Annotated in this window: 24 protein-coding genes; 15 read left to right on the top strand and 9 right to left on the bottom strand. The window is 69.3% G+C overall.

Translation table 11 applies throughout. The features are described from left to right. The 4 genes from AR3_RS01400 to AR3_RS01415 all read left to right on the top strand — a co-directional run. Positions 1 to 622, top strand: a 622-nt coding sequence (locus tag AR3_RS01400) for a respiratory chain complex I subunit 1 family protein (protein WP_174545408.1), incomplete at its 5' end; no start/stop codon positions are given. Positions 623 to 636: 14 nt separating this feature from the next. Then, on the top strand, positions 637 to 1308 hold the full coding sequence (locus AR3_RS01405) for a hypothetical protein (protein ID WP_067907139.1): 672 nt from the start codon (positions 637 to 639) through the stop codon (positions 1306 to 1308). Then, the gene (locus AR3_RS01410; protein WP_067907141.1) at positions 1308 to 2804 is read left to right on the top strand and encodes a proton-conducting transporter transmembrane domain-containing protein; all 1497 of its coding nucleotides are present in this window, start codon (positions 1308 to 1310) and stop codon (positions 2802 to 2804) included. The genes AR3_RS01405 and AR3_RS01410 overlap by 1 nt, the downstream gene beginning before the upstream one ends. Continuing rightward, positions 2801 to 4315, top strand: coding sequence for a hydrogenase large subunit (locus tag AR3_RS01415; protein ID WP_067907143.1), 1515 nt, complete (start codon positions 2801 to 2803; stop codon positions 4313 to 4315). Before AR3_RS01410 ends, AR3_RS01415 begins: the two co-directional genes overlap by 4 nt. Before the next feature lie 29 nt (positions 4316 to 4344). Here AR3_RS01415 and AR3_RS01420 read toward each other — a convergent pair whose 3' ends face one another. Then, positions 4345 to 5679 carry a hypothetical protein gene (locus AR3_RS01420; protein ID WP_083950827.1) on the bottom strand — a complete coding sequence of 445 codons (1335 nt, stop codon included), beginning with the start codon at positions 5677 to 5679 and terminating at the stop codon, positions 4345 to 4347. A gap of 1495 nt (positions 5680 to 7174) precedes the next feature. Between AR3_RS01420 and AR3_RS30965 the strand changes: the two genes are divergently transcribed. Continuing rightward, a complete protein-coding gene (locus tag AR3_RS30965) occupies positions 7175 to 7606 on the top strand; it encodes a hypothetical protein (RefSeq protein ID WP_169803769.1) in 432 nt (143 codons plus the stop codon). 66 nt (positions 7607 to 7672) lie between these two features. Here AR3_RS30965 and AR3_RS01430 read toward each other — a convergent pair whose 3' ends face one another. From AR3_RS01430 to AR3_RS01460, 7 genes are all read right to left on the bottom strand, one after another. Beyond that, a complete protein-coding gene (locus tag AR3_RS01430) occupies positions 7673 to 8557 on the bottom strand; it encodes a MinD/ParA family ATP-binding protein (protein ID WP_067907147.1) in 885 nt (294 codons plus the stop codon). A gap of 11 nt (positions 8558 to 8568) precedes the next feature. Continuing rightward, positions 8569 to 9888, bottom strand: a complete 1320-nt coding sequence (gene eccD, locus AR3_RS01435) for a type VII secretion integral membrane protein EccD (protein ID WP_227023295.1) — start codon at positions 9886 to 9888, stop codon at positions 8569 to 8571. Positions 9889 to 9949: 61 nt separating this feature from the next. Continuing rightward, entirely contained in the window at positions 9950 to 10939 is a 990-nt protein-coding gene (locus tag AR3_RS01440; RefSeq protein WP_067907307.1) for a TNT domain-containing protein, read from the bottom strand. Positions 10940 to 11323: 384 nt separating this feature from the next. Further along, positions 11324 to 11623, bottom strand: coding sequence for a pore-forming ESAT-6 family protein (locus AR3_RS01445; RefSeq protein WP_067907149.1), 300 nt, complete (start codon positions 11621 to 11623; stop codon positions 11324 to 11326). A 20-nt stretch (positions 11624 to 11643) separates the two neighbouring features. Next, a complete protein-coding gene (locus tag AR3_RS01450) occupies positions 11644 to 11982 on the bottom strand; it encodes a DUF6507 family protein (protein ID WP_067907151.1) in 339 nt (112 codons plus the stop codon). A gap of 158 nt (positions 11983 to 12140) precedes the next feature. Further along, on the bottom strand, positions 12141 to 13124 hold the full coding sequence (locus tag AR3_RS01455) for a DUF6177 family protein (protein WP_106259027.1): 984 nt from the start codon (positions 13122 to 13124) through the stop codon (positions 12141 to 12143). Next, a complete protein-coding gene (locus tag AR3_RS01460) occupies positions 13124 to 13516 on the bottom strand; it encodes a hypothetical protein (protein WP_067907155.1) in 393 nt (130 codons plus the stop codon). Before AR3_RS01460 ends, AR3_RS01455 begins: the two co-directional genes overlap by 1 nt. Before the next feature lie 108 nt (positions 13517 to 13624). Between AR3_RS01460 and AR3_RS01465 the strand changes: the two genes are divergently transcribed. From AR3_RS01465 to AR3_RS01490, 8 genes are all read left to right on the top strand, one after another. Further along, positions 13625 to 13921, top strand: coding sequence for a hypothetical protein (locus AR3_RS01465; protein ID WP_067907156.1), 297 nt, complete (start codon positions 13625 to 13627; stop codon positions 13919 to 13921). A 110-nt stretch (positions 13922 to 14031) separates the two neighbouring features. Next, a complete protein-coding gene (locus AR3_RS01470; protein ID WP_146150342.1) occupies positions 14032 to 14385 on the top strand; it encodes a DUF6507 family protein in 354 nt (117 codons plus the stop codon). Continuing rightward, a complete protein-coding gene (locus tag AR3_RS01475; RefSeq protein ID WP_067907159.1) occupies positions 14382 to 17033 on the top strand; it encodes a hypothetical protein in 2652 nt (883 codons plus the stop codon). The genes AR3_RS01470 and AR3_RS01475 overlap by 4 nt, the downstream gene beginning before the upstream one ends. Positions 17034 to 17042: 9 nt before the next feature. Next, positions 17043 to 17525 carry a DUF6301 family protein gene (locus AR3_RS01480; RefSeq protein WP_067907161.1) on the top strand — a complete coding sequence of 161 codons (483 nt, stop codon included), beginning with the start codon at positions 17043 to 17045 and terminating at the stop codon, positions 17523 to 17525. A 5-nt stretch (positions 17526 to 17530) separates the two neighbouring features. Further along, positions 17531 to 17965 (top strand): TY-Chap domain-containing protein, encoded by a 435-nt coding sequence (locus AR3_RS01485; RefSeq protein WP_067907163.1) that lies wholly within the window; start codon positions 17531 to 17533, stop codon positions 17963 to 17965. A 145-nt stretch (positions 17966 to 18110) separates the two neighbouring features. After that, complete coding sequence (locus AR3_RS30155; protein ID WP_227023296.1) at positions 18111 to 18527, top strand: DUF6301 family protein; 417 nt, start codon at positions 18111 to 18113, stop codon at positions 18525 to 18527. A 235-nt stretch (positions 18528 to 18762) separates the two neighbouring features. Then, complete coding sequence (locus tag AR3_RS30160; protein ID WP_146150344.1) at positions 18763 to 19518, top strand: TY-Chap domain-containing protein; 756 nt, start codon at positions 18763 to 18765, stop codon at positions 19516 to 19518. Positions 19519 to 19959: 441 nt separating this feature from the next. Next, the gene (locus tag AR3_RS01490; RefSeq protein WP_146150345.1) at positions 19960 to 20523 is read left to right on the top strand and encodes a hypothetical protein; all 564 of its coding nucleotides are present in this window, start codon (positions 19960 to 19962) and stop codon (positions 20521 to 20523) included. Positions 20524 to 21028: 505 nt separating this feature from the next. Here the strand turns inward: AR3_RS01490 and AR3_RS01495 are convergent. Beyond that, positions 21029 to 21757 carry a DUF6882 domain-containing protein gene (locus AR3_RS01495; protein WP_067907167.1) on the bottom strand — a complete coding sequence of 243 codons (729 nt, stop codon included), beginning with the start codon at positions 21755 to 21757 and terminating at the stop codon, positions 21029 to 21031. Positions 21758 to 21967: 210 nt separating this feature from the next. Between AR3_RS01495 and AR3_RS01500 the strand changes: the two genes are divergently transcribed. After that, a complete protein-coding gene (locus AR3_RS01500; RefSeq protein WP_067907169.1) occupies positions 21968 to 22741 on the top strand; it encodes an Imm49 family immunity protein in 774 nt (257 codons plus the stop codon). A gap of 189 nt (positions 22742 to 22930) precedes the next feature. Further along, positions 22931 to 23086: a hypothetical protein gene (locus tag AR3_RS30165; RefSeq protein WP_157406596.1), complete on the top strand. Its 156-nt coding sequence runs from the start codon at positions 22931 to 22933 to the stop codon at positions 23084 to 23086. The last annotated feature ends 225 nt before the right edge of the window (positions 23087 to 23311 follow it).

Raw genomic sequence — 23311 nt, forward strand, 5'->3', positions numbered from 1 at the left:
GCTCGCGCTGGCCGCGCTGGACACCGCCACCGCGTTCGGCGGCATGGGCGCCAGCCGCGAGATGACCGTGCTGGCGCTGGTCGAGCCCACCATCCTCATGTCGGTGTTCGCGCTGTCGGTGCCGGTCGGCTCGACCAACCTCGGCGCGATCGTGAACTCGACGCTGCACGAGCCGCAGCGGGTGGTCTCGCCGGTGAGCCTGCTGGCGGCGGTGGCGCTGGCCGTCGTGGTGATCGCCGAGACCGGGCGGATCCCGGTGGACAACCCCGCGACGCACCTGGAGCTGACGATGATCCACGAGGCGATGGTGCTGGAGTACGCGGGGCCGGACCTGGCGCTTGTGGAGTGGGCGTCGGCCATGCGGCTGACCGTTCTGCTCGGCCTGGTCGCCAACCTGTTCGCGCCGTGGGGCATCGCCGGGGCGGACTCGGGGTGGGTGGCGCTGGCGGCGCTGCCGCTCGCGCTGGCGGCGTTCGCCGCCAAGGTCACCCTGCTCGGCGGCGCGCTCGCGGCCGGCGAGGTGTTCATGGCCAAGCTGCGCATGTTCCGCGTGCCCGAGCTGCTGGCCGGGTCGTTCGTCCTGGCGCTGCTGGCCGTCGCCGCGTCCTTCTTCCTGGCGTGAAGGCGAGCTGGATCATGAGTGACGTCACCTACGTGCGGCTGCTCGACCTGGCCTGCGGCGTGTTCCTGCTCGCCGCGGTGCTGGTGCTGTGGCGGCGCGACCTGGCGGCGATCGTGCGGCTGTTCGCGCTGCAGGGCGCCGCGCTCGCCGCGCTGGTCACCGTGCTCGGCGTGCACGAGGGCCTGGACGGGGACGGCGCCGAACTGGTCGCGCTGGCCGTCGGCATCGCGGTGCTGCGCGCCGTGGTGCTGCCCCGGCTGCTGCGCCGCGCCGTCGCCGACGGCGGCGAGGCCAGGGAGACCGAGCCGCTGGTCAACGTGGCGGCGTCCCTGGTGGTCGCGGCCGGGCTGGCGCTGCTGAGCTACGCGGTGACGCGTCCGGTGGTGGCGCTGGAGCCCTCGCCCGCCGTGCACGCCGTGCCGGTGGCGCTCACCGTGGTGCTCATCGGCTTCTTCGTGCTGGTCTCCCGCCGCCGCGCCCTGTCGCAGGTGGTCGGGTTCCTGCTGGTGGACAACGGCATCACGGCGGTGGCGTTCCTCACCACGTCCGGCGTGCCGCTCATCGTGGAGCTGGGCGTCTCGCTGGACGTGCTGCTGGCCGTGCTGGTGCTGCAGGTGCTGACCGCGCGCATGCGGGCCGCGTTCGGCGGCACCGACCTGGACGACCTTCGGGAGCTGCGGGACTGATGACCACGACGGCACTGCTGATCGCCCCGGTGGGGCTGCCGCTGCTGGCCGCCGCGTCCCACGCCGTGTACGGGTGGCGGCCCCGCAGCACCGCGTGGTCCGGCGCGGCCGCGGCGGCCGGGCTGCTGGCGTGCGGCGTCGCCCTGGCCGCGGCGGCGGTGGACGGGCCGCGCACCGGCCTGGGCGGGCTGCTGCGGGCGGACGCGCTCAGCGCGTACATGCTGATCGTGGTCGGGGCGGTGGCGCTGCCCGCGATGCTGGCGAGCCCCGCCTACCTCGCCGCCGAGCAGGCCGCGGGGCACGCCGGCCCGGCGGACCTGCGCCGCTACGGCGTCCTCACCCAGGCGTTCGTGGCCGCGATGGCGCTGGCGGTGCTGGCCGCCAGCCTGGGCGTGCTGTGGGTGGCGGTCGAGGCCACCACGATCTGCACGGCGTTCCTGGTCGGGCACCGCCGGACGCGCCACGCCACCGAGGCGGCGTGGAAGTACGTGGTGATCTGCTCGGCGGGCATCGCGCTGGCGTTCCTCGGCATCGTGCTGCTGAACTTCGCCGCCCGCCACGCGCACGTGCCGTCCTCGGACGCCCTGGACTGGGCCGTGCTCGCCCAGGACGCCGCCGCCCTCGACGTCGACGTGACCCGCGTCGCCGTCGCCCTGCTGGTCCTCGGGTTCGGCACCAAGGCGGGCCTCGCCCCGCTGCACGCCTGGCTCCCCGACGCGCACAGCCAGGCCCCGGCGCCGGTGTCGGCGCTGATGTCCGGGGTGCTGCTGTCGGTCGCGTTCTACGCCGTCCTGCGGGTCAAGGCCATCGCCGACGCGGCGCTGGGCGCCGGCTTCACCCGCACGCTGCTCACGGCCGTCGCGCTGGCCTCGCTGGCCGTGGCGGCGGCGCTGCTGCTGCGGCAGCGCGACTACAAGCGGATGCTCGCCTACTCCAGCATCGAGCACATGGGGCTGATCGCCCTCGGCGCCGCTATCGGCACCTCGCTGGCGGTGACGGCCGTCCTGCTGCACATCCTCGGCCACGGGCTGGCCAAGTCGGCCGCCTTCCTGGCGTCCGGCCACATCCAGCAGGCGACCGGCTCGACCCGCGTCGACGCGGTGCGCGGCCTGCTCGCCCGCGTCCCGCTGACGGCGGGGGTCTTCGGCGCGGCCCTGGCGGCGCTGCTGGGCTTCCCGCCGTTCAGCCTGTTCGCCAGCGAACTGGGCGTGTTCCGGGCGGGCTTCGCCGCCGGGATGGGATGGGCGGTGACCGCCGCGCTGCTCCTCATGCTGGTGATCGTGGCCGCCGTCGCCGCCCGCGCCGGCCGGATGCTGCTCGGCGCGCCCCGGCCCGGGCCCGGCGCCGCCGCGCTCGTCGACGGCGCCCGGCTCCCCCGCTCCGCCGCGCTCGCGCTCGTCGCGGCGCCGGCGGCCTGCGCGGCCCTCGGCGCGACCGCCTGGCCGCTGCACACCCTGCTCGACACCGCCGCAGCCGTCATCGGAGCACAGCCGTGACCACCGAGCCCACGCACCAGGACCCGGCCGCGCGCACCGTCGCCGACGTCGCGCCCGCGGAGCTGCCGGACCGCGTCGCCGCGCTGCTCGCCGAGCACCACCGGCCCGCGCTGGTCGCGGCCCACCAGGATCCCGACGCGCTGCGCGTGGTGTACCTGTTCACCGCGGCGTCCCCGGACCGCCGCACCGAGCTGCACGTGCGGCTGGACCCGGACGACCCGGTGCTGCCGAGCCTGGCCGCCCTCAGCTTCCCCGTCGGCCGGTTCGAACGCGAGATGCACGACCTGTACGGGATCGTCCCGAAGGACCATCCGCTGCCGCGCCGCCTGGTCCGCCACCACCACTGGCCGCGCGGCTGGTACCCGATGCGGGCCGACGCCGGTCCGCCGCCCGCCTTCGGCGACCCGGAAGGCCCCTACCCGTTCGTCAGCGTGGAAGGGCGCGGCGTGTACGAGATCCCCGTCGGCCCCGTGCACGCCGGGCTCATCGAACCCGGGCACTTCCGGTTCTCCGTCGTCGGCGAGAGCATCCTCAAGCTCAAGGCCCGCCTGTGGTTCGTGCACAAGGGCGTGGAGAAACTGTTCCAGGGCCGCGTCCCGGCGGACGCGCTGGAGCTCGCCGAACGCGTCAGCGGCGACACGTCCGTCGGCCACGCCCTGGCCTTCTGCCTGGCGGTGGAGGAGGCCACCGGCATGCGGGTCCCGCCCGAGGCGCAGCGCATGCGCGCCGTCCTGCTGGAGCTGGAGCGCCTCTACAACCACGTCACCGACCTGGGCGCGCTGTGCAACGACGTCGCCCATTCCGTCCTGAACGCCCAGTTCGGCCGCGTCCGCGAGCAGCTCCTGCGGCTGAACGCCGAGGTCACCGGGCACCGGCTGCTGCGCGGCGGGGTCGTGCTCGGCGGCGCCGTCCTGCGGACGGTCCCCGACGCGTACCGGCTCAAGGCCCTCGGCGAGGACGTCGCCGAGATCGTCGACCTGGCGCTCGGGCACACCGTCGTCGCCGACCGGTTCACCGGCACCGCGCCGCTGTCCACCGCCGCGGCGCGCGACCTGGGGACCCTCGGCTACGTCGCGCGCGCCAGCGGCGTCGACGTCGACGCCCGGCGCGACCACCCCTTCACCGACCTGGGGCCGACGCTGACCGTGCCCACCTGCGACACCGGCGACGTCCTGGCCCGCTTCCGCATCCGGGCCGAGGAGATCGCCGTCTCCATCGCGCTGATCGGCGAACTGGCCGACGGCATGGCGCCCGGACGGATCGGCTCATGGGCGCCGTCCAAGGCGCGCGACGGCCTCGCCTCCGGCGTCGGCATCGTCGAGGGCTGGCGCGGCACCATCACCCACCGGGTGGAGCTGGCCGCCGACGGCACCCTCGCCCGCGTCAAGATCGTCGACCCGTCGTTCTTCAACTGGCCCGCCCTGCCCGTCGCGCTCAACGGCGCGATCGTCCCCGACTTCCCGCTGGTCAACAAGAGCTTCAACCTGTCCTACGCCGGCAACGACCTGTGACCCGGGGCCGGTGTGCGGGCCGGTGCGGGTCAGCGGGGAGTGGTCGCGTACACCATGCGGGCGTTGCGGTGTTCGGAGACCGACCAGATGGTGCCCAGGGTCGGGGCGTCCGGCGCGCCTCCCGGCCAGTGGGACAGGTCCTCGACGCCGATGGCGGCGGGCTGCGTCTTCTCCACGCGCAACGTGCCCGTCGTGGACGTCACCGGGGCCGTGGTGTGGAGCTCGCCCAGGTCGTCCTGCCCGGACACGGGCTGCCCGTGGCTCTGGCTGACGTACCAGCGTCCCTCGAACCGCGTGGCGCCCTGCACGTTGGTGGTCGGCAGGTTGTAGGCGCTGTCGGCGTTCCAGTACCCGCTGGTGCGCTGCTCCCCGTCGACCACGGCGTCGGCGATCTTCCAGGTGAAGACGCGTCCGATGGCGCCGTTGCAGTACTCGCCCGCGACCAGGTGGTCGATGCCGCTGCGGTCGAGACCGGCGAACGAGAACTTCGGCGCGACGGCGCTCGAGGTGCAGGGCGTCCCGCTGTCGGGCACGGAGTGCCGCCACACCGTCACCTCCGGCATGACATAGCGGTACCCGTAGCCGTAGAACACCCCGTTGATGCGGCCGACCTTGGACTTGTCGGTCACGTTGCCCTTGGAGCCCGCGGCCTTCAGGTCGTAGATGTGGCGCATGTCGAAGACGCGGAAGCCGCGTCCGGTGTCCGCCACATAGAGGAAGTTGCCGTACCAGACGATGCCGCCCGCGTGCAGAGAGGTCCCCTCGCCCGCGGTCTGGTCGGTGCGGACGCTGGTGTAGCTGGCGTTGCCGTAGGAGTTCTCATACGGGTGCACCAGCAGCACGTGCCGGTACCGCCCGGTCTTCGGGTCCATGAACGTGACGCGCACGCCCTTCTGGGAGTTGCCCTTAGGGGCGTCGCCCGCGAAGTACCAGCTGACCAGCACCGGCTGATTGGACTCGCCCCACAGCTGGTCCGCTTGCGCGTCGGCCACCGTCGTCACGCCCTGGGGGAACCAGTCGGCGGTGCCGTTGTCGCCGTCCTCGAAGCACAGGCTCTTGGTCACCGGGACCGACTTGCTGCTATCGGGGTCGGTGACAGCGGCCGGGTTGCACGCCGCCCCGTTCCGCACGGTTCCCGTGCGGTTGGCCTCCGCCATGATGGCGCCCACGCCGACGTTGGGCAGCTCGGCGTCGAGCCGGGCCACGTTGGACTTGAGGTACGCGGCGTTCGACGCGACCTCGAGCCGGAAGTTGGACAGATCCAGCGGGGCCGCTGACGCCGCCGGGGTGTGCAGCCCCACCAGCGCGGTCACTCCCAGCGCGGACGTCGAGACGAACGACAGCGCTCGCCGGCGCCACGTCATCGGTGCTCCTCACGGTCGACTCCGGCCGCCCAGCTGTGATCAAGGTGACACAAAACGTGCCGATCGCCTATTCCGTGATGTTGTTAGGAAAATCACAACTTGTGGCGTTTCGATCGTCCGCCCCTGTTTCGGACATCCGTTATCTGCTGGACAACCTCGCCGATACGGCCGCAACAGCCAGGAACGCCGCGCCAAGATGTCTCAAATATGGGAGTCAGTGCAGCAAAGTCGCTTCTGGCTCTGCGAGGAACGCCGGGCGACGACACCGGAGAGAAGCGACGGCCAGACGGCTGATAACTCCTGCGCTCCCTTACAGGGCCTCCGCCCTGAAGGCAGCCGATCTCCTCACGATCCGGGGCTGGAACCCACCCAGACGCGACGGCCAGTACGCGCACACGGGACGTCATCCGGGCAGGACGCGTGCCGCATCTCGCACGCCGCCGACAGCAGGTCACCGGATGCCAACGGCAGCTCCAGCCAGGGGCTGCCGCAGTCGGCACCGAGCCAGAACACTCCGGTGTCGCCCAAGCTCAGCGACACCGCTGCGTTCGTCGCGGTCCTGGCGCGCCGGGCGGCGGCGTGCGCGGAGTGGCCCCTGCACGTCTTGGAACTGGCCCGCGCGATCGGGGTCGACTACCGGCCGCGCGACCCCGAGCTGCTGGTGTCGGCCGCCGACGCTCAGTGGTCCGTGTTCGGCGGTGATGCCCGACCCAGCTGGGGCGGGACGCTTGTCCGTCGTCCAGTGCCTGTACGGAGGCGGTGGCACACCCGTGCGGAGCGTTCGACCACAAGGTTGCGCCCACCGCATCGTGGAGAGGGGCTGGAGCGTCACCGTGGAGGGCGTGGAAACCCATCGCAGTGCCCAGGCATTTCGGCGGGCTAAAGCCGGAAGTGGGCGGCGAGCTGGTGTGCGCCTACGACAGCAGTTGCCGAGCGCCACGTCGTGGCGGGCCGGGATGCGGTGCGCGGTGGACGGGCGCGACGCTGGTGCGCACGATCTTCGACCAGCCCGCCGCCGAGGAGGTGCACGCCCAGCACGCGCGGGTCGTCGCCTCGCTGGAGGCCAAGCCCCCCAGGACGCCGAGCACTTCGACGCCCCCGGTGACGACTGCCTTCACCGCGTTCCTGCGGCAGATCTGGCCAACAACCGCACGCGCCGGTCAATTCGCCGGCAAGGAGGGGCAGAGTGACTGTCCCGCTTCGCGCCTACGGGCAGGCAGCGGCCGAGGCGAGCGCCGCGGCCGACCTCATGCGGATTGGGGTTCCGTTAAGCGCAACGTGCTCCATCAAGGTGCGGGACGAGACCGCAGGCATCCGCGGAGATAGATGCGCGCACCGACTGGAATCGTCACGACCCGACTCGGCCCCGAAATACCACGCCGTGCACCACGGCGCACCGCACATCCGAAATATTGCGCGGCCTTGGTTTCCGTGGCGGGACGCTTCCGTAAACGTGGAACGAGGGGCATCCACGCTTGCAGGACGGAAGGTCACCATGGCGACGAGGCAACGAATTTCCGTGCTCGGTGCCACCGCGGCGGCGCTGCTGGTCGTCGCGCCCACGGGGGCCGCCGGCACCGTCGTGCGCGACACCGTCCGGGCGGAGTCGGCCACAGTGCTCGGCGACGGACGGAACCTCTTCGTGAAGGTGACCTACACCTGCACGACCGGCAACACCCTCAGCGTCGCCGTCGCGCAACCGCCCGTGAAGTCGGGGCAGCGTCCGCTGCGGGTGGGCGCAGGGCTGACCACGGCGAAGTGCGACGGAAGGACCTACACGCTCGATGTACCGGTCCGGCCCACAGGGACGTTCACCGGCACATGGCAGAAGGGCCGGACAGCCGCGGTCGGAGCGGTCATCAGCACCGTCGTGCAAGGAAAGGCCCGGCTCAACGCCAGTGACTCCAGGCAACTGCTCCTTCGATGAGCCCCTGTGCGCGCCGCCCCTAAGCGAACACCGCACCGACCAAGACGCGATGAAGGCGTGGGCGGATCAGGACTGGACGGCGCGGCGCAGCGCCTCCGCGGCTATACGCACGGCGGTCGTTCGGGTGCCGTGAGCAAGACGTCCGGGGTCGAGCGTCGAAGTGCTCGCAAGGTGACGGTCGTAGTGAAGCCGGACGGCCCCCGCCCCCACGTCCGCGAGAATGGCGGCCGCCCCGCTGAAATCGAGGGTCTTGCGTGTGTGCGGACTCTTCACGGTGAAGACGACGACCGATCGGGCGATCAGGTGGCCGAGGCCGGACCCGGCGACGAGATCGAGGGCGCGTCCCGCGCTGCGGGCCCCGTCCGGGGTCGCCGGCGTCGCCAACACGACGGCGTGCGCACCGGCCAGCACCGTCCGCTGCAGCGCGCCGCGCATCCCCGAGCCGCAGTCGATGATCGTCACGCCGAAGAAGCGGGAGAGGGGGACGGCGTTGTGCTCGTAGATCTGCGGGGTCAGCGGGCTGTCCCCCAGGCGCCCGCGGTTGGCGGGGAGCACCCAGAGCCGTTCCGACGCCGGTGTGAGGTACGGCTCGATGTCTTCGAACGATCTGGCGCCCGCCAGGGCTTCCTGCACGTCGGCGAGGGCGTGCCGGTGGCGGACGCCCAGACGCAACGGAAGCGAGCCCAAGTCCGGGTCGACGTCGACGGCGAGCACGCGATCGCGGCGGTGGTGGGCGAACACCAGGGCCAACAAAGCGGCGAGAGTGCTCTTGCCGGAACCGCCGCGCATGCCGACCACGGCGATCCGGCGTCCCGTGGTGACCGGTCGTTGGACGTCCGCGGCGTCTTCGGCGAGGCCCGCCAGGTCCTCCGCGGGACGGAACACCCGGACGGCCTCGCGTCCCAGTCGGCGGAGCAGAGGGTCGCCGTGCGGCAGGTCGCGGTCAGGCACCCTGCTCCTCGTCAGAAGGTGTGGAGAAGTCGCTGGTAGACGCCGAACACTCCGAGGGCCACGGGAATGATGGCGACGGCCGCGGCGGCCTCGGCGCGGCCGGTGATCCGGCGGAGCCGGGCCCGGACGTGCTCGGGCTGTTCGGCGGTCAGCACGGCGAGCGGGATCGCCAGCACCGCGACGAGCATGCCGAGCGCCGGCGCGGCCGCCCACGGCGTCCGATCCGCCCACCGGTAGGCCAGGTTGACCCAGATCGCCAGCGCGGCGGCCAGCAGCACGGCCTTCTGCGGCACCAGCGGGAACATCCGGGCGCGGCTGGCGACGACGATGGCGAGCAGCACGGCGAGGGCGGCCGTCCAGCCGTCGAGACGCGTCGCGGGCGCCCACCCGGCCGTCACCGCGGCCACCGCCACGGCCATGGTCGCGATGACCAGGCTGCGGTGCGTGTGCACCAGGGCGGTCAGCACGTCGCCGCGCGGCACGGCCGACCCCGCGCTGCGCCGGTCGTCCAGCGAGGTCAGGCCGGACAGGGTCAGCGCGATCCGCAGCATGACGTTGAGCAGCACCACGCAGGCCACCGCCAGGACCGCGCCGGTGCGGGCGGCGTCCAGGCCGAGGCCGGTGCAGGCGCCCCACATGGCGGCGAGCAGCGCGACCAGCCCGCCGCCGACCAGGCCGCCGCGTCCCAGCGGGGTGGCGGCGCCGAGCGCGGCCAGCAGCAGTCCGACGAGCACGCCCAGGGAACCCCAACGGATCCAGGGCTCCCAGTCGTACAGGTCGGCACCGTGCCAGACCGCGACGCCCGCCAGTGCGCCGCCGCCGAGCGTCACCGCCGCCCCGAGCCGCGTGCGTCCCAGCGCGCTGAGCGCCAGGCCCGCGACCGTGAGCAGGACGGCCAGTGTCGCGGCGGCCGCGAAACCCGCCGCGCCGCCGGGGTTGGTCCGAAGGACCAGGCCGCCGGCGGCGGTGAGGACCGCCGTGGCGACGGTCGCGGTCCACTGGGCCGCGCGCGGGCTCCACCGCCACAGGTGGTCCGCGACGGCGTCGTCCACGGCCTCGGGCACGTCGTGCACCACGGGCGCGGGCAGCGGTTCGTCGGCGCGCACCAGCCGGAGCACGCTGCCGTCGAGAACACCGCGTTCGGCGAGCGTGGCCTGACCGTCGAGCACCTCACCGGTGGAGGTGACCAGGTGCCGCAGTTGCGCGGGATGCCGGACGGGGTCGTCGAGCAACCGCAGCACCTCCGGCATCAGCGTCCCGATCGGCTCGGTCGCTGGGAGGACCGCATCGACCCTGCGTTGCTCGGCGACCAGGGTGACCCGGCTCCACACGGTGTTCAGCCCTCTCCTCGGTCGGTTGCCGGTTCGGCGGTTCGGTTCCGGTCCGGCGCGGTCACTTCGGAATCTGCGATGTGGCGACGCGTTCAACGTAGCCGTTGCGCAGCAGCCAGCGGACGGTGGGCAGCGCGGGCGGACGCGGGAACAGCCCCGGGTTCAGGGTGAACCTGACGGCACCGCCCTGGCTGGTCGCGGTCGGCCCCGAGATGGACGCGGTGACCTGGAACGGCTTGACCACGCGGTACCGGTGGTAGCTCGCGGGCGTGCGCGGGTCCACCGTGGCCCGGGCGGACGGCGGCAGGCCGCGCTGCGCGAACGGCGTGCCGTACGGGAACAGCACCGATCCGCTCTCCTGCCCGAACGCGTCGACGAGCTGCCCCTGCGTCAGCAGGTAGGCGGCCGAGGCGCCGCCCGCAGCGGCGATCTTGGCCTGGGCGTCCGCGGCGAGCTTCGCCGCCTGCTGAGCCGCCTGGGCCTCCTGCGCGGGCGTCAGCGTCCGCGGCGGCGTCTCGCGCAGGACGAGTTCGCCGTAGAGCCACCGGCACGCCTCGTCCTCGGTGGCGAACTGCGCGCCTATCCGGCCCTGGTCGTACTCGACGACGCCGCCGGAGAAGCCGTTCGCGCTGGGCGCCACCACGTAGTAGCTGGACGTTCGCGACGGCGCCGGCTTGGGCTGCCCGGGCAGCACGTACAAGTCCGGAGGCACCTTCGCCTGCGTCAGCGCCCGCCGCAGCATGGGGAACGTCACCTTCGCCCCCACCCAGTCGGCGGGCACCGGCGCCACCCCGCCGTCCGGCGGAGGAGCCTGCGCCTGTTGGGCCTGCTCCTCCTGCTTCTTCTGGGTGGCGAGTTTCGACTGCAGGAACGACCACCCGACCATCCCGGCGCACACGACGGCGGCGACGCACAGCCCGGCGACGACCTTCATCAGGCTCTCGTCGAACGTGCGGCGCGCCCGTTGCGGCCCGAACAGCACCGCGTCGCGCAGGCGCCGACGGCGCACCGCGACCGACTCCAGCAACTGGGTGTCGTAGTCGCGAGCCACCGGCACCTCCCTGCCTTCCTCCGCCCCGCGCCGTCGGCTGCGGGCACCCGCATTGTCGTGTTCGCCGACGTTCCGTCACCAACGACCGTCCCGCACGGTCGCCGCATCCGCTCCCGCGCAGTCGTTCGTCACCCGGACGGCCCGACGCGACGCGCCGCAGCCTTGGCGTCAGACCGTCCTTTGCGCACTTTACGATCGCTCGGACGGTCGCCGTGTCGGTCGGCGGCGTTCCCGCCGGGCCGAAGGCGCTTCTACCTGGCCGTACCGCGTTCGGCGGCGGTCCGCGCGGGCTGCGGCCAGGGTCGCCGGCGGTCGGGCGCGGGCGACGGCCGCGCCCGGTCGGCTGACCGCCGGTCGCAGGTCAGGACGGCGGCGCCGCCAGGGTCAGATGGCGGCCACGGCCGCGCTGGCCTTGTTGAGCGCGGTCTGGGCGGTCTGGTCGTTGGCGGCCAGGGTCTCCTTCACCAGGCGGATGATCTCGCGCGTCTCGTTGGCCGCCTGCTGCCACCGGGCCTCCTTGGCGGCGTACTCGGCCGACACTCCGGTCGCCTCGAAGTCCGACAGCGCGGTCTTGACGTCCCCCTCGTGCTGGCCGATCAGCGCCTCCAGCCGGGCGATGACCGCGTGGATGTTGGCCTGCGCCTCCTGCGAGGCGGCGGTGTCGTACGCTCGGCGTCCAGCCATGTCGTGCTGCCCCCCCTCCGTCAGGATCCGGTCCGGAACTTGGCGGCGTCGAAATTGGCCGCGGCCATGTTCCGCTGCGCCTCGGCGGCCATCGTCTCGTCACCGGTGACGAAGGCCTTCTCCATGCCGATCTGTCCCTGGTTGACCGAGCCCAGCCCCGCGGTGAGGTCGGCGATGATCTGGTCGGACCGGGCCTTGAACGAGTCGAACGCGGCCTTGCCCGCGCCGTCGAACCGTCCGACGAGCGGCTCGGCCGCGGCGATCAGCTGCTTGACCAGCGTCGCCAGCTCCTGGGTGGAGCCACTGGTGTTCCTGGCCAGGGTGACCAGCGTCTCCTGGCCGTAATCCCATCGCCCCACGTGACACCCCTTTTGTCAGTCAGTCCGCCAATCTGTCACTGCCAATGAGACACGAACGCATCCGTCATGGTTCCATACGTCGCATCTGTCATAGAAGGCCCACTGACCGGCCATCTCGGGGCCTAGATACGCTTTCCTTTTCGGCGTCGCACTGTTGATCACGGTTCCGCCGCTCCGTAATGCGCCATCACGGCCTGGAACTTCGCCCAGTCGGCGGGATCGCGGCCATTGCCCACCTCGTACCAGGCGCCGCCCCCGCCCAGGTCGCGCAATCGCGTGCCCGCCACGTCGGGCGTTCCGGACCGGCGGATCTGCCGCACCGCGTCGGCCGTCACGGCCACTCCCACCGGCGCGGGAATACCGGTGAACCGAGGCTCGGTCGTCAGGTCGCGCCGACCGGGCATCGCCTGCGCCGTCATCGAGACGAGGCCGAACCGCGAACCGATCGCGTCGGCCAGGCCCGCCAGGTCGGGCACGGACTCGTCCGCCCGCAGGCCCACGGCGACGGTCGCGGTCTCCTCGACGCCCGAGGCGGACCGGTCGACCTCCAACGTGCCGATCGCCGGGCGGTCGGCACGCGGATCGGCCACGCAGACGAGCTGGACCCGCTGCGGTGAACGCTCCCGGCACAGCGCGGTCAGCGCGTCCTTCTGCCACGGATTGGCGGCGGGCTCGCATACGCCCCACCCGCCGGGGGCGCTCCCGGTGAGCTCCCGATGCAGGGTTTCGGTCACCTCTCCGAGCGTCAACCGCTCTGTCGGCGGGTGCCGCACGGTCGCCGTCACCAGCAGCTGCAGCCCCTCCGGCGGCGGGCCGGATGAGAACTCCGGGTGGACGACCGCCTCCCCCTCACCGGACCGCGGGACGAAGGCTGCACCGTCCCAGGTCAGCACGGTGCCGTCCAACCCGTCGTAGTACGTCCCGTCGGCGCCCTTCACCGCCCACTGCGCCCACGGGCCCAGCATCAGCCTCAGCGGCAACGTCAACCGGGCTCCGGAGCATACGGAGATCACGAGCCGCCGTTCCGTCTCGGCGCAGAAGCGCAAGGCCTCCGCCATCCGCACCGAGAGCGAGATCACCGGACGGTACACGAGCAGCACCCCGGTGAGGTCAGTGCACAAATCCAGCGCTGGGTGCTCCATCACCGGCTCCTCAACCCCGCCGTCTCGGCGTAGGCGGGGTCGTCCATCCAGACCATTCCGTCGAGCCGTAGCGACAGCTCGGCGGCGAAGCGCAGGGCGGGCACCTCGGAGCCCTCCACCTCCTCGGAGGCGTGCACCTCCAACCACCAAATCGGCGGTTCTAGGTGCGCCACCTCCTGCCCCAGCAGGCGTTCCAGCTCCCCGGGAACCCGCACCAGGATCGGGGCCTCGACGAGCGCCACCACTTGGCCGCCCTCGCGGTCCCAGAGCTGCAGGGCGCCGCCGTCCCCGATAGCGGTCGCGTGGACGTCAGGCCCGGCCGCCACCATGGCGGCCGCGACGGCCTCCTCGTCCAGCGGCTTCTTCAGCAGCGCGACCATGTTCTTGCTCACCGCGTCTCGTCCTCCTCCACGGGCGCGGCGGACCGACCGCACGGGCGACGTGATGCGGATTCGTCGGAAATCATCAAGGCGACCCTAACGGCTACCTCTGACACTCTCGTGCTGATATCCAGTGATCTGACGCTGGAGGTGGAAGTGAAGTTCACGTGGTCTCCGGACGAGTCCGAGTCGGACAAAGCGGACGAGCCTCAGCCCGCAGAAGACCAGGTCACGATCACCACACCGGACGAACTCGCACAGGTTCTCGCCGACGAGACCGAGCAGATGAACGAGTGTTTGAAGCAGCTGACCGAACTCATCGGGCAGACGCCGTCCCGTCCGCGCAATCGGCAGGAGCCCCCGCCGGCCAACTTCCAACCCGATAGATTCCGCCCTAAGCGTCCCAATAATTCATAACGGGACGTAACGCGATGAACGACGACACGCCGTAGTTTGGGCCTTCGCTTCCCGACTCGCCCGCTTTACTCTTGATCGCCGCAGTTGTCGACCGTGCGGGGGGAGCTCGGGTGACACTACGGGGTTGGGACATCGATCTGCCGGGGATCCGCAGCACCATCTCGAAGACCATTGCGGCGATCGAGCCCTTGGAGAAGCACGCCAAGACCTACGCCGACGCCCTCGACGCCGCGGGCGAAGCCTCAGGCAGCAACGTGGTCCAAGCCGCCGTGACCGGATTCGGTCAGCACCATCTGTTCACCCTGCCGCTGCTGGCGAAACGCACCTCCAACTGCATTCGCGGTCTCACCCTGGCCGCCAACGCCTATGTGGCCGGCGACGAGGAGATGGCCGAACGGGCGCATCGCATGGCCTTGAAGGCCCCCCGCCCCGAGGACCTGCTGCGAAAGGGGCGCGACAAGTGATCAACGCCGCCGGCATCGCGACGATGATCGCGAAGCTCAACACCGCCGAGGTGTACGCCCAGGCCTCGCGGCTGCGCAGCGCCGCGCACTCCATCTCCGTCACCGGCGAGAACGTCCACCTCGCGTGGACGCACGGCCTCAACCCGCGCGTGTACACCGCCCCAGAGGCCGAGGAGCTGCGCCAGGCGACCCTCCCCGTGCAGACCGGCACCGCCGACTTCGCCGGTCGGCTGCGGAAGGTCGCCTACGCGCTCGAGCAGTACGCCGACGCGGTGAGCCCCATCAAGACCCGGCTCCAGGACCTGTACGGCGAGGCCACAGCACTCGAAGCCAAGATCAAAGCCGAAGGGGCCGACTGGACCGAGGACGAGGACCTGGTCAAGGAGAACAACCGGATCGAGGCCGCCGTCCGCGCCCAGGCCATGGCGCTGTCAGCCGCCGAACAGCAGTGCGCCAGCGCCATCTACGCCACGTACGGCGGCCGTCCGCCCGCTCCACCCAGCGGCGCAGCCGCCGCCCCGACCACGCCGCCGTGGGGCACCCCGGAGAAGGCCGATTTGCCCTGGTACAAGGACGCTTGGAGGGGCGTGGGCAGATTCCTGCGCAGCTTCGGGCTCGGCTTCTGGGACGTCACCTGGGGCAACTTCTCCGCACTCGTCGGCCTGCAGGGCTGGGAGACAGCGAAAGCGGCCTGGACGCAGATCGGCAAATTCAGTTTGGCCTCCGCGCTCATCACGGCTCCGGGCGGCGCGGCGGCGCTGCTCGATCCGAAGATCCGCAGCTTCGTCTGGAACTCCCACAAGGAACAGGCCAAGGGCCTGGTCGCGTGGGACGAATGGAAGCGCGACCCCGGCCGTGCCGCCGGCCAGGTCTTCGGCAACGCTCTGCTGCTCGCCAGTGTCAAGAAGACCGGAGGCCCGGCGTCCAGCGCCGTCGGCCGCGGCCTGCAACGAGCGGCGGTGGTCGGCCGTGCCGTCGACCCCTTCACCGCCCTCGGCAAGGTCGGCGGCGGCGCGTGGAACCTCGCCCGCAACCGCATCGCCCCCCGCCTCGACGCCGACCTTCCCAAACTCACGTCCATCCCCGAACCCAAGCCCGCCAAGCCCGGCCTGGGCGACTACAGCACCCCCGGCGGAGCCATCGGCGAGGTCAAGCACGTGCAGCCCATCGGCCGACCTGCGACCGATCCGACGTTCCGCCCGAACACCGCCCACTCCGCTCCCCGTGAACCCGCCCTGGCCGGAGCCCCTCCGCGCACGACCCCCCACGAAATCAACAGCTCCCACAACCCGCTCCAGAATCCTCACGGCCCCCGAACGCCTGGCGACGACTTGACGAACACCAGCGGTGGCCCCGAAGCTCCCGGAACCGCCGACCAGACGGTGGCCGGTGGTGTTCCTAAGACAGAACCGGCCAAGACCCCCAGCGGCGAAGCACCCACCTCGGGCGCGGTCGGGAAGGGCGACGAGCCCATCGGCGGCCATAAAGACTCACAACCTTCCGACGGCGAACCCGGTGCTCCGCGTGACCACGACGGAGAACCTGCCGCCCCAGCCGGACGCGACGCCGAGAACGGCGGTCCCGACACCGAGCATGGATCGGTATCGGAGGAGACACCGCCCAACCGCGCGCCCGACGCGAATGGTGGCGAGGACAGAAAACTCGCTGAGCTGCAGCGCGGTGACGACGGCCGGCTGCACCATCCAGACGACCCCGAGGGGACGTATCGAACCGAAGACGGAAAGCTCCACTTCGACGGCGACCCGCCGAATACCTTCCGAAACGAATACACTCACCGCCTGCACGGCGAGAACGGCCGATTCGTCGAGGATCCTTTTGCCAAGCGGCCGTTCGACTACAAAGCCGATTTGGGGCCAACGCAGAAATACATGCCGAGTCCGGAGGTTGCTGCCGAAATCTCCGAGCTGGTCAAGGAGCGTGCTCAGTTGGCAGGCCAACGAGACTCGCTCCGCAGCCAGAAGGAGCCTCTGATGGAGGTTTTCGGCATAGAAGAGCATAAAGAGCTGAGTAGCGCTAAGCTTCCCGAGAGAATGCTGAGTCTGCGTCGGGCCGTCCTCAAAGACGGCGGCCTCTCCGCCGCTGAGAAGGCCGAGAAGTTGGCGCAGTTGGACCAACTGGAGCGCCTTGCGGTCAGGGACAACGCCATCGGAAAGTCGATGGTGCGCACGAGCGAGCGGATGGGGATGGCGGCGGCCCAAGACTTCGTCCGGCAGCGGAATGCCATCCAATTGACTCCGTTGAACGACGGGCCTGGACGATCGGGCACGCTCGATGTCACCGCGGCGCTCACCAAAGAGAATCCGCCACGCCTCGTCATCGTAGAGGCCAAGGGTGGGTATTCCCAGCTCGGGGCCCGGCTCGTCGAGGGAGGGAAGAAGGCGCAGCAGGGCACTCCCGAATATCTGAGGTCGCTGCTCGCGATAGACCCCGACCTTCGTGCGGCTCTCGAAGCCAATCCGGAAGTCAGTCGGCAGCTCAAGGAGGCACTCGACAACGGGACGCTGGAAATTGACTACTATCTTGTCCGTGTCGACAACTCTGGCAAGGCGACGTGGGCCCAGTTCAATTTGAGTCGTGATGGTGCACCGTTCAAACCAAGGCGGATCGTCGGACTTGATGCCCGCTAGGATGAAGTCATGGAGGAGCGACGAAGACTGTCTGCCGAGCAAGTCGTCCAGTTGGTGACGAAGCTGCGGGGGCTGGAGTGGTCGTGGCGTCGGGCGGACATCAGTCCGATCCTCGACGATTTCGGCTGGAATATCGAGTACCAGCACGAACTCGGTATGCGTCTCGGTACCCAGTTCGGCATGGCCACTGGAGACGTGTACTGCACCGATGATGGTCGAGTTTCGGCCATTTATGGGGCTGTTTGTCCGTTCATCGATGACACTCCAGAAGAACGAGCCTGGCTGCAGGACGTCTTTGTGGAGACTGTGGCCGCCGCTGCAACCGTACTCGGTGATCCGACCGATCGTCTGCCGGGAGAATTCCCTGAGGTTCGGTGGCGTGGCCCCCAGACGACGATCGGTGTCCGCAACTCCGCAGTTCTTGTCAGGATATTTGTTGCCACCAACGAGTACATGGATGAGATGGACTGGGCTGCAAGCAAGGGGTTGTAGCAAGGATGGATTGGGAGCATTTCATCACCGCCTTGGCGGAGGAGCTTGCCAAACTTCCCGCCGGCGCACTCGTTGTGATCTCAGAACCAGGGGAGGGCAAGCAGAGCCGTTACGTGCAGTTCGCCCAGTCCAGCGGTGAGCTGGTGGGGTACGTGGTGTACAACGGCTTTCTGGACGAGCGGGTGCGGGCCACGCCTCGCGGTGAGGAAGCCATCATGGATGCTGGCTGGAATCCGCCCCGCGGTCCTCACGACAATTGGTGGCAATCGCTTGGCTGGCCGGCGACCTCCAAGCAGTACCGCGACTTGGCTAGAGCGATCGTTATCGCCCTACGTGACGGGTATGGCATCGACGACATCTCTCATTGGCGGTACCAGGCCTGGAATGAACGAAGCGGGGAGCCTATCGAACTCCGTGGCCTCGGGCTTCGGCCACGGTGATTGCTTTTGATCGCAACCTGATTCCAGGCGGCAATGTGTTGTCTTCGGTGGCCTGATATGTCAGTGCGACGGTTGCGGAACGTGTGTGGCGCATGAAGTCAGGGAGGATCGGCGAAGACTGTCTGCTGACCGAGCCGCCCAGTTGGTGACGAAGCTGCGAGGGCTGGAGTGGTCGTGGCGTCGGGCGGACATAACTCCGATGCTCGGCGACCTTGGCTGGAATATCGAGTACCAGCACGAACTGGGTATGCGTCTCGGTACCCAGTTCGGCATGGCCACTGGAGACGTGTACTGCACCGATGATGGTCGAGTTTCGGCCATTTATGGGGCTGTTTGTTCGTTCATCGATGACACTCCAGAAGAACGAGCTTTGCTGCAGGACGTCTTTGTGGAGACTGTGGCCGCCGCTGCAACCGTACTCGGTGACCCGACCGATCGTCTGCCGGGAGAATTCCCTGAGGTTCGGTGGCGTGGCCCCCAGACGACGATCGGTGTACGCAACTCCGCGGTTCTCGTCAGGATATTTATCGCCACGAATGAATACATGGGACGGCTCGCCTAGTAGGGGGAACAACGTGGAGGAGCATGCGATAACGGTCGATCCGGTTGAGGTGCTGCTTGGCCGCCTACTTTCCATTCAGTGGGAAGAGAAGGCATGGCAGCGGGTGTCGTAGGCGCGTCTTCTGGAGGAATTTCTCCGTCGCGCTGCATTGTGGGCCAAAAAGTTCAACTCCACTGAGTGGCCCTTTTTTGATGTAGCGGCACTCGTTGATCCATCCGTTCGAGCGGACGAGGAGGTGCTGGCCAAGCTCGATAAGGGGTTGCCGATCTTCCTCAGCCTGCCGACGATACGCTTCTGTGAACGAGCCCTGCATTTCGCGACGTTGAAAAGGGCGGGAAAGGCTCCTTCTGAGCTGCCGGACCCGTTCGAGCCGCTGATTGTTCTCTTTGAGCGCGGTAGCCTCTTCTCGAGTGAAGGATCGGGGTATATCGACGTAGATGGGCTTGGAATTCGTCGCGGTCGCTTCGTTGATTATCTGCAGGATGAGCCGCGGGCCCCAGTGGATCGAGAACAGCTGAACGATCTGGACTGGCGGGTACTGGCGGATCGACTCGCCAAGGAGATTGCTGGACTTGATTCCGGAATCGAAATCACTCTGTCAGCTTCCAGTGGGGCGGACCATCGTCAGTATGTACTGCTCTCTCGGGAAGAGCGCGAACTAGCGGTCGTGTTGGTGGAAGATGACTCTGCTGCGGCGCGCGTATCGGAATCTCTTTCTGAGGGGATGCAGGAATCTTGGGCGGCGAGTTGGCGCCACGTAGATGCGCCCGACGGGCATAACAAGCTGGAATGCAGGATGACGTGGCCGCCATCTGACGGGCAACTCAAGCAGCTTGTCGATACGTTGGTGCATGCACTGCGTCGCGGTTTTGGCCTTGATGAGACGGGCAATCTGTGTTATGAGGCTCTGCAGCGTGAATCTGGCAAAGCTATCTGGCTTCCCCGACTTGGATTGACACCACAAAGGACGACTCGAGCGAAGCAGCCATGATCCACAAGTTCGTCCGTCTGTCGGACGCAGTAGTCAGGAGAGGGCGGTGTCAATGGTTCATGTGGGCTGCATTTCCTAAGCCTCCGCAGCGGCGAATGGAAGCATGGAGAGATCGGCGAAAACTTGCTGCTGAGCGAGTCGTCAAATTGGTGACCAAGCTGCGGGGTGGAGTGGTTGTGGCGGCGGGCGGACGCCAGTCCGATGCTACCGAGCCTGGAACGAGCGGAAAGGTAATGAGCCCGTCGAGCTCCCCCGGTTGGGGCTTCCGCGCGAACGGTAACTTACCCGGCCGGTTGTAGCGTCGTAGTCGGCTGAAGGGCCGGGGTATCTGCGCTCTCACACCTTGCATGCGCGGCAGGCAGAAGAGAATGGCAGCTCGTTGTGGTCAGACAGATCGATTTCACTCAGAAGCCTCCGTCGGCGCGTCAGTTGCGTCAGCAGGTGATCGAGCTGCTTGAGCAGTCGGCGTGTGGTCGGGAGGAGCAGCTTGCCGAGGCTTTGAGTCGGCTTCTGCTGCTCAGATTTGTCTACGGTCCTGACTATGGACTTCGCGGGGAAGAGCTGCGTGCCTTCAAGAAGCGAGTAGCTGATGGCGTGCAGAGCGGCAACAACCCGGTGAACCTGGAGAACTATCTAGGGGAGGCGGCGTCTTGGGCTGCTGAGGGGCGGTACGACGGGTACGCGCCTGCGGTGCTTGCCCGCTCCTCGTTCCAGATCCTGCTCGAGGATTTCGGGGAGTGGGATCTGATGAACGAACAGAGGCGTGAAGATCTCGCCTACATCGACGAAGACCTCCGGGAGGCGGCCGAGGATGCGCCGCCTGTCGAGACCAGATTCGTACCTCCGAACTTGCCGGCCACGCACTGGTGGTGGAAGGCCCCGAAGCGCACTGACATGAGCGAAAGGGAGCGGAGACTGAGACTGCGCGGGAGAGACCTGTACATGATTGAGACGTACGGATCTGACAGGGCCTGCCGGCCTTTAGGTGAGGCAGATCGACCTTAGTGCCACACTGGAGTCCCGTCCGGAACCCGCTTGGGCCCTTTTCAGTTGATCTTTGCGTTCAGGTGAGGACGCTCTCGCACCGCCTGGACCGTCAGCGCGGACTCCACGACCGTGCGCGCACGCTGGCACGCCGCCGGAGTCCGCGCAATGGGGCGAACGAGCGCGGACGAAGCAGCCGACCGGGCAGCTGCTCGGACGGTCACAAGGCGTGCCGACCACCAGGATTCGCCCGACGGTCGACTCGCGCGGCATCACATATGCCGCCCCACCAAACCTGATCACCATGTCACCGCGCTGCTGCGGATCCACCAAGATCCACCGGATACTGCTAGCGCGGCAGAGGCTGGTGCGGGGAGCATGTGGGCTCCTGGCCGGTTCGGTCGGTGTGCCCCCAGGTGCACGCGACAGGTGCGGGCGTCAGCTGAGGGCGCATCGTCGCGACCAGCACGTACTCGCCGCAGAGCGGGGGATTGGGCTGGGCTGACGAGGCCTGGCGGGCGGGGGCTCAGGCTGGGGTGGTGGTGGCGGACATGTTGCTGACGCGGCCTTGGGGGTCGAAGGAGACCTGGATCCCGAAGCCAGGGCCGGTGATGCTGAGCTCGGTGTAGTCGTGATTGAACGCGGCGCCGAGCTGACGCAGGCGGGCGTAGCTGTGGATGGCGCGCCGCTGGTCCCGGAGGGGCATCTCGGCGAGTCCCTGCTGCAGGATGCGCATGACGCGAGGGAATGCAGGCGGCGGCAGCTGGAACTCCGGGTGCTCGAGAAGGAACGCGGCACGCGTGCCGCGGCCGACGTCGGCGTGGTAGGAAGTCCAGACGCCTGACACGACCTTCGCCGCGTCCAGAAGCGTCGAGGCGACGCGGGCCGGTTCCAACCTGAAGTCGGCGGGACCGCCGGGCACCGCGGTGAAGGGGATCTCCGCGGACGCCAGCTCGGGGATGCCGTACTGCTGGCCGAATTCGCGCACCTTGACGGACGCGGCGGTCAGGGATTCGGAGTAGCCGGTCGGGTTCGCCCAAGCCCACAGCCACGACTGCGGGCCGGGGGCCGCGCTACCGAGCAGGTGGACGCGGGTGCACCTGAGATTGCGGCTGCCGGTGAACTCGAAGAGTCCTTCCCGCAGGTCCATGTGCCAGTTGTGCCGGCCGACGACCTCCTCCAAGCGCAGCTGGTGTTCCAGGGACAGTAGCGCCGCGTCATCGAGGACGTTGGCCAGCGTGAGCGTTCCGGACATGGGCGGAAGGCTAGGGCAATCCCACTGCTGCGGCGATCCGAATCACCAACCTCGATAGATCCTTCGTGAGTGCGCCATACCCGGCGGTGCGGGCAGGAGCCGCCGGGCGTAGCCGGTCACGGCGACTTGTGCAGGCGTGTGGAGTGAAACCGTCGAAGCGGCGGCACGCGTCACAACCGCGGATCTTGAGTTGAGAACGGGAGCACACACATGCGGATTGCGCGTCACGAGGTCAGCGAGGAGCGCCTGCGTGCCGCCACCGAGAACTTCGCCGAGCGGATCGCCGACCTCGTCGACATGCAGCAGAACGTCGAGTTCGACCACGCCTTCGGCTGGGAGATGGTCGGCATGGACCTGCTCGACTACGCCGGCGCGCGGTCGGTGGCGGATCCGGCGATCGATGACGACACGTGGAAGGCGCTGCTGTCGGCGGCCGAGGCGAATCTGGGGGCGGTGTACCTGGCCGGGGCTCCCAAGGGCGCGCCCGCGTCGGTCACGATCACTTACACGGGCACCGGGGTGTCCTACAACGGCGTGCCCGCCGACGCTGGGACGCTGCACGTCTCGGACTGGCTCAAGGCGCTCTACCTGTGGATCATCATCGGACGGCAGGACCACAAGCGCGGAGCGTTCCTGTTCATCGGCAATCGCCTCCCCGAAGACGCAGGGTTCGCGCACGCCCTCGCCGACTACGTGTTCGGTGAACGTGCCCTTGTGGCCAAGTACCTGGAGGACGCGGCCGGCGACGCGGCGTCCGCGCTGCGTGCCCTCACCGACGGCGCCCAGGACGCATTCTGGGACGCGATCGCAGGCATGCTGACCGCCTACCGTTCCGCTCTCAGTGACGATCCCCGTCCGCGCACGCTGCTGCCCCTGGAACCGCTCGCGCTGACCACGCTGGCCGTCCGCGGCGCGGGCTGGGAGCAGCGCATCGAGTCCGACTACCTGCCGGTCCGGCTCACCTCGGGAAAGGCCGCGCAGTAGCGGGCTCGCTAGGGCCGTTGAGGAACGGGCGCTCGCCGGGGACGTCGGTGAATGAGACGATCTCGCTCAGACCGGCGGTGGTGAAGCCGTGGGCGAGGGCGTTGCGGGCGGCCTCGACCCGCGTAGCCGCGGCTCCAGTGCGGCGGGCCGGCCGCCCGCCGCCGATCTCGACGGCGGAGGTGAATAGGCGTGGAAGTCGGCCGTCCACAGGCCGGTGAAGCCGAGGAACGCGCCGGTGGCGATGTGCTCGGAGTCGAGCGGCTGCCGTTGGTCAGCGTCGGCCTCGATGGGCTGGTCTCCGACCCGCTGTGCGGCATCCACGTCGTCGCAGGGGTGCTGCGCTGAACGACGTGCGCGTCGAACTCCGGGCAGCGCGTGGAGCTGCGGGTGAACGACCTGGTCGGCCGCGAGCTCGCCTCAACGATCTGCCGGGCAAGTGCTCGAGGAGGAACTGCGGCGTGAGCGCGGGGGGCGATGTCGGACGTGGGAGCTGCTCCAATCACCCGACAAGACAGGCTCGTCCGTGGGGTCGGGCGGAGGCGCGTGAACGGGACCTCCGCGGACGCCGCG

It is taken from the genome of Actinomadura rubrobrunea NBRC 15275 (assembly GCF_001552235.1).
Lineage (GTDB): Bacteria > Actinomycetota > Actinomycetes > Streptosporangiales > Streptosporangiaceae > Spirillospora > Spirillospora viridilutea.

What these genes read in the sequence shown, in the direction of transcription:
- AR3_RS01405 (WP_067907139.1), top strand. Translation starts at nt 637, where the DNA reads ATGAGTGACGTCACCTACGTGCGGCTGCTCGACCTGGCCTGCGGCGTG.
- AR3_RS01410 (WP_067907141.1), top strand. Translation starts at nt 1,308, where the DNA reads ATGACCACGACGGCACTGCTGATCGCCCCGGTGGGGCTGCCGCTGCTG.
- AR3_RS01420 (WP_083950827.1), bottom strand. Translation starts at nt 5,679, where the DNA reads ATGACGTGGCGCCGGCGAGCGCTGTCGTTCGTCTCGACGTCCGCGCTG.
- AR3_RS30965 (WP_169803769.1), top strand. Translation starts at nt 7,175, where the DNA reads ATGGCGACGAGGCAACGAATTTCCGTGCTCGGTGCCACCGCGGCGGCG.
- AR3_RS01445 (WP_067907149.1), bottom strand. Translation starts at nt 11,623, where the DNA reads ATGGCTGGACGCCGAGCGTACGACACCGCCGCCTCGCAGGAGGCGCAG.
- AR3_RS01455 (WP_106259027.1), bottom strand. Translation starts at nt 13,124, where the DNA reads ATGGAGCACCCAGCGCTGGATTTGTGCACTGACCTCACCGGGGTGCTG.
- AR3_RS01480 (WP_067907161.1), top strand. Translation starts at nt 17,043, where the DNA reads ATGGAGGAGCGACGAAGACTGTCTGCCGAGCAAGTCGTCCAGTTGGTG.
- AR3_RS01485 (WP_067907163.1), top strand. Translation starts at nt 17,531, where the DNA reads ATGGATTGGGAGCATTTCATCACCGCCTTGGCGGAGGAGCTTGCCAAA.
- AR3_RS01495 (WP_067907167.1), bottom strand. Translation starts at nt 21,757, where the DNA reads ATGTCCGGAACGCTCACGCTGGCCAACGTCCTCGATGACGCGGCGCTA.
- AR3_RS01500 (WP_067907169.1), top strand. Translation starts at nt 21,968, where the DNA reads ATGCGGATTGCGCGTCACGAGGTCAGCGAGGAGCGCCTGCGTGCCGCC.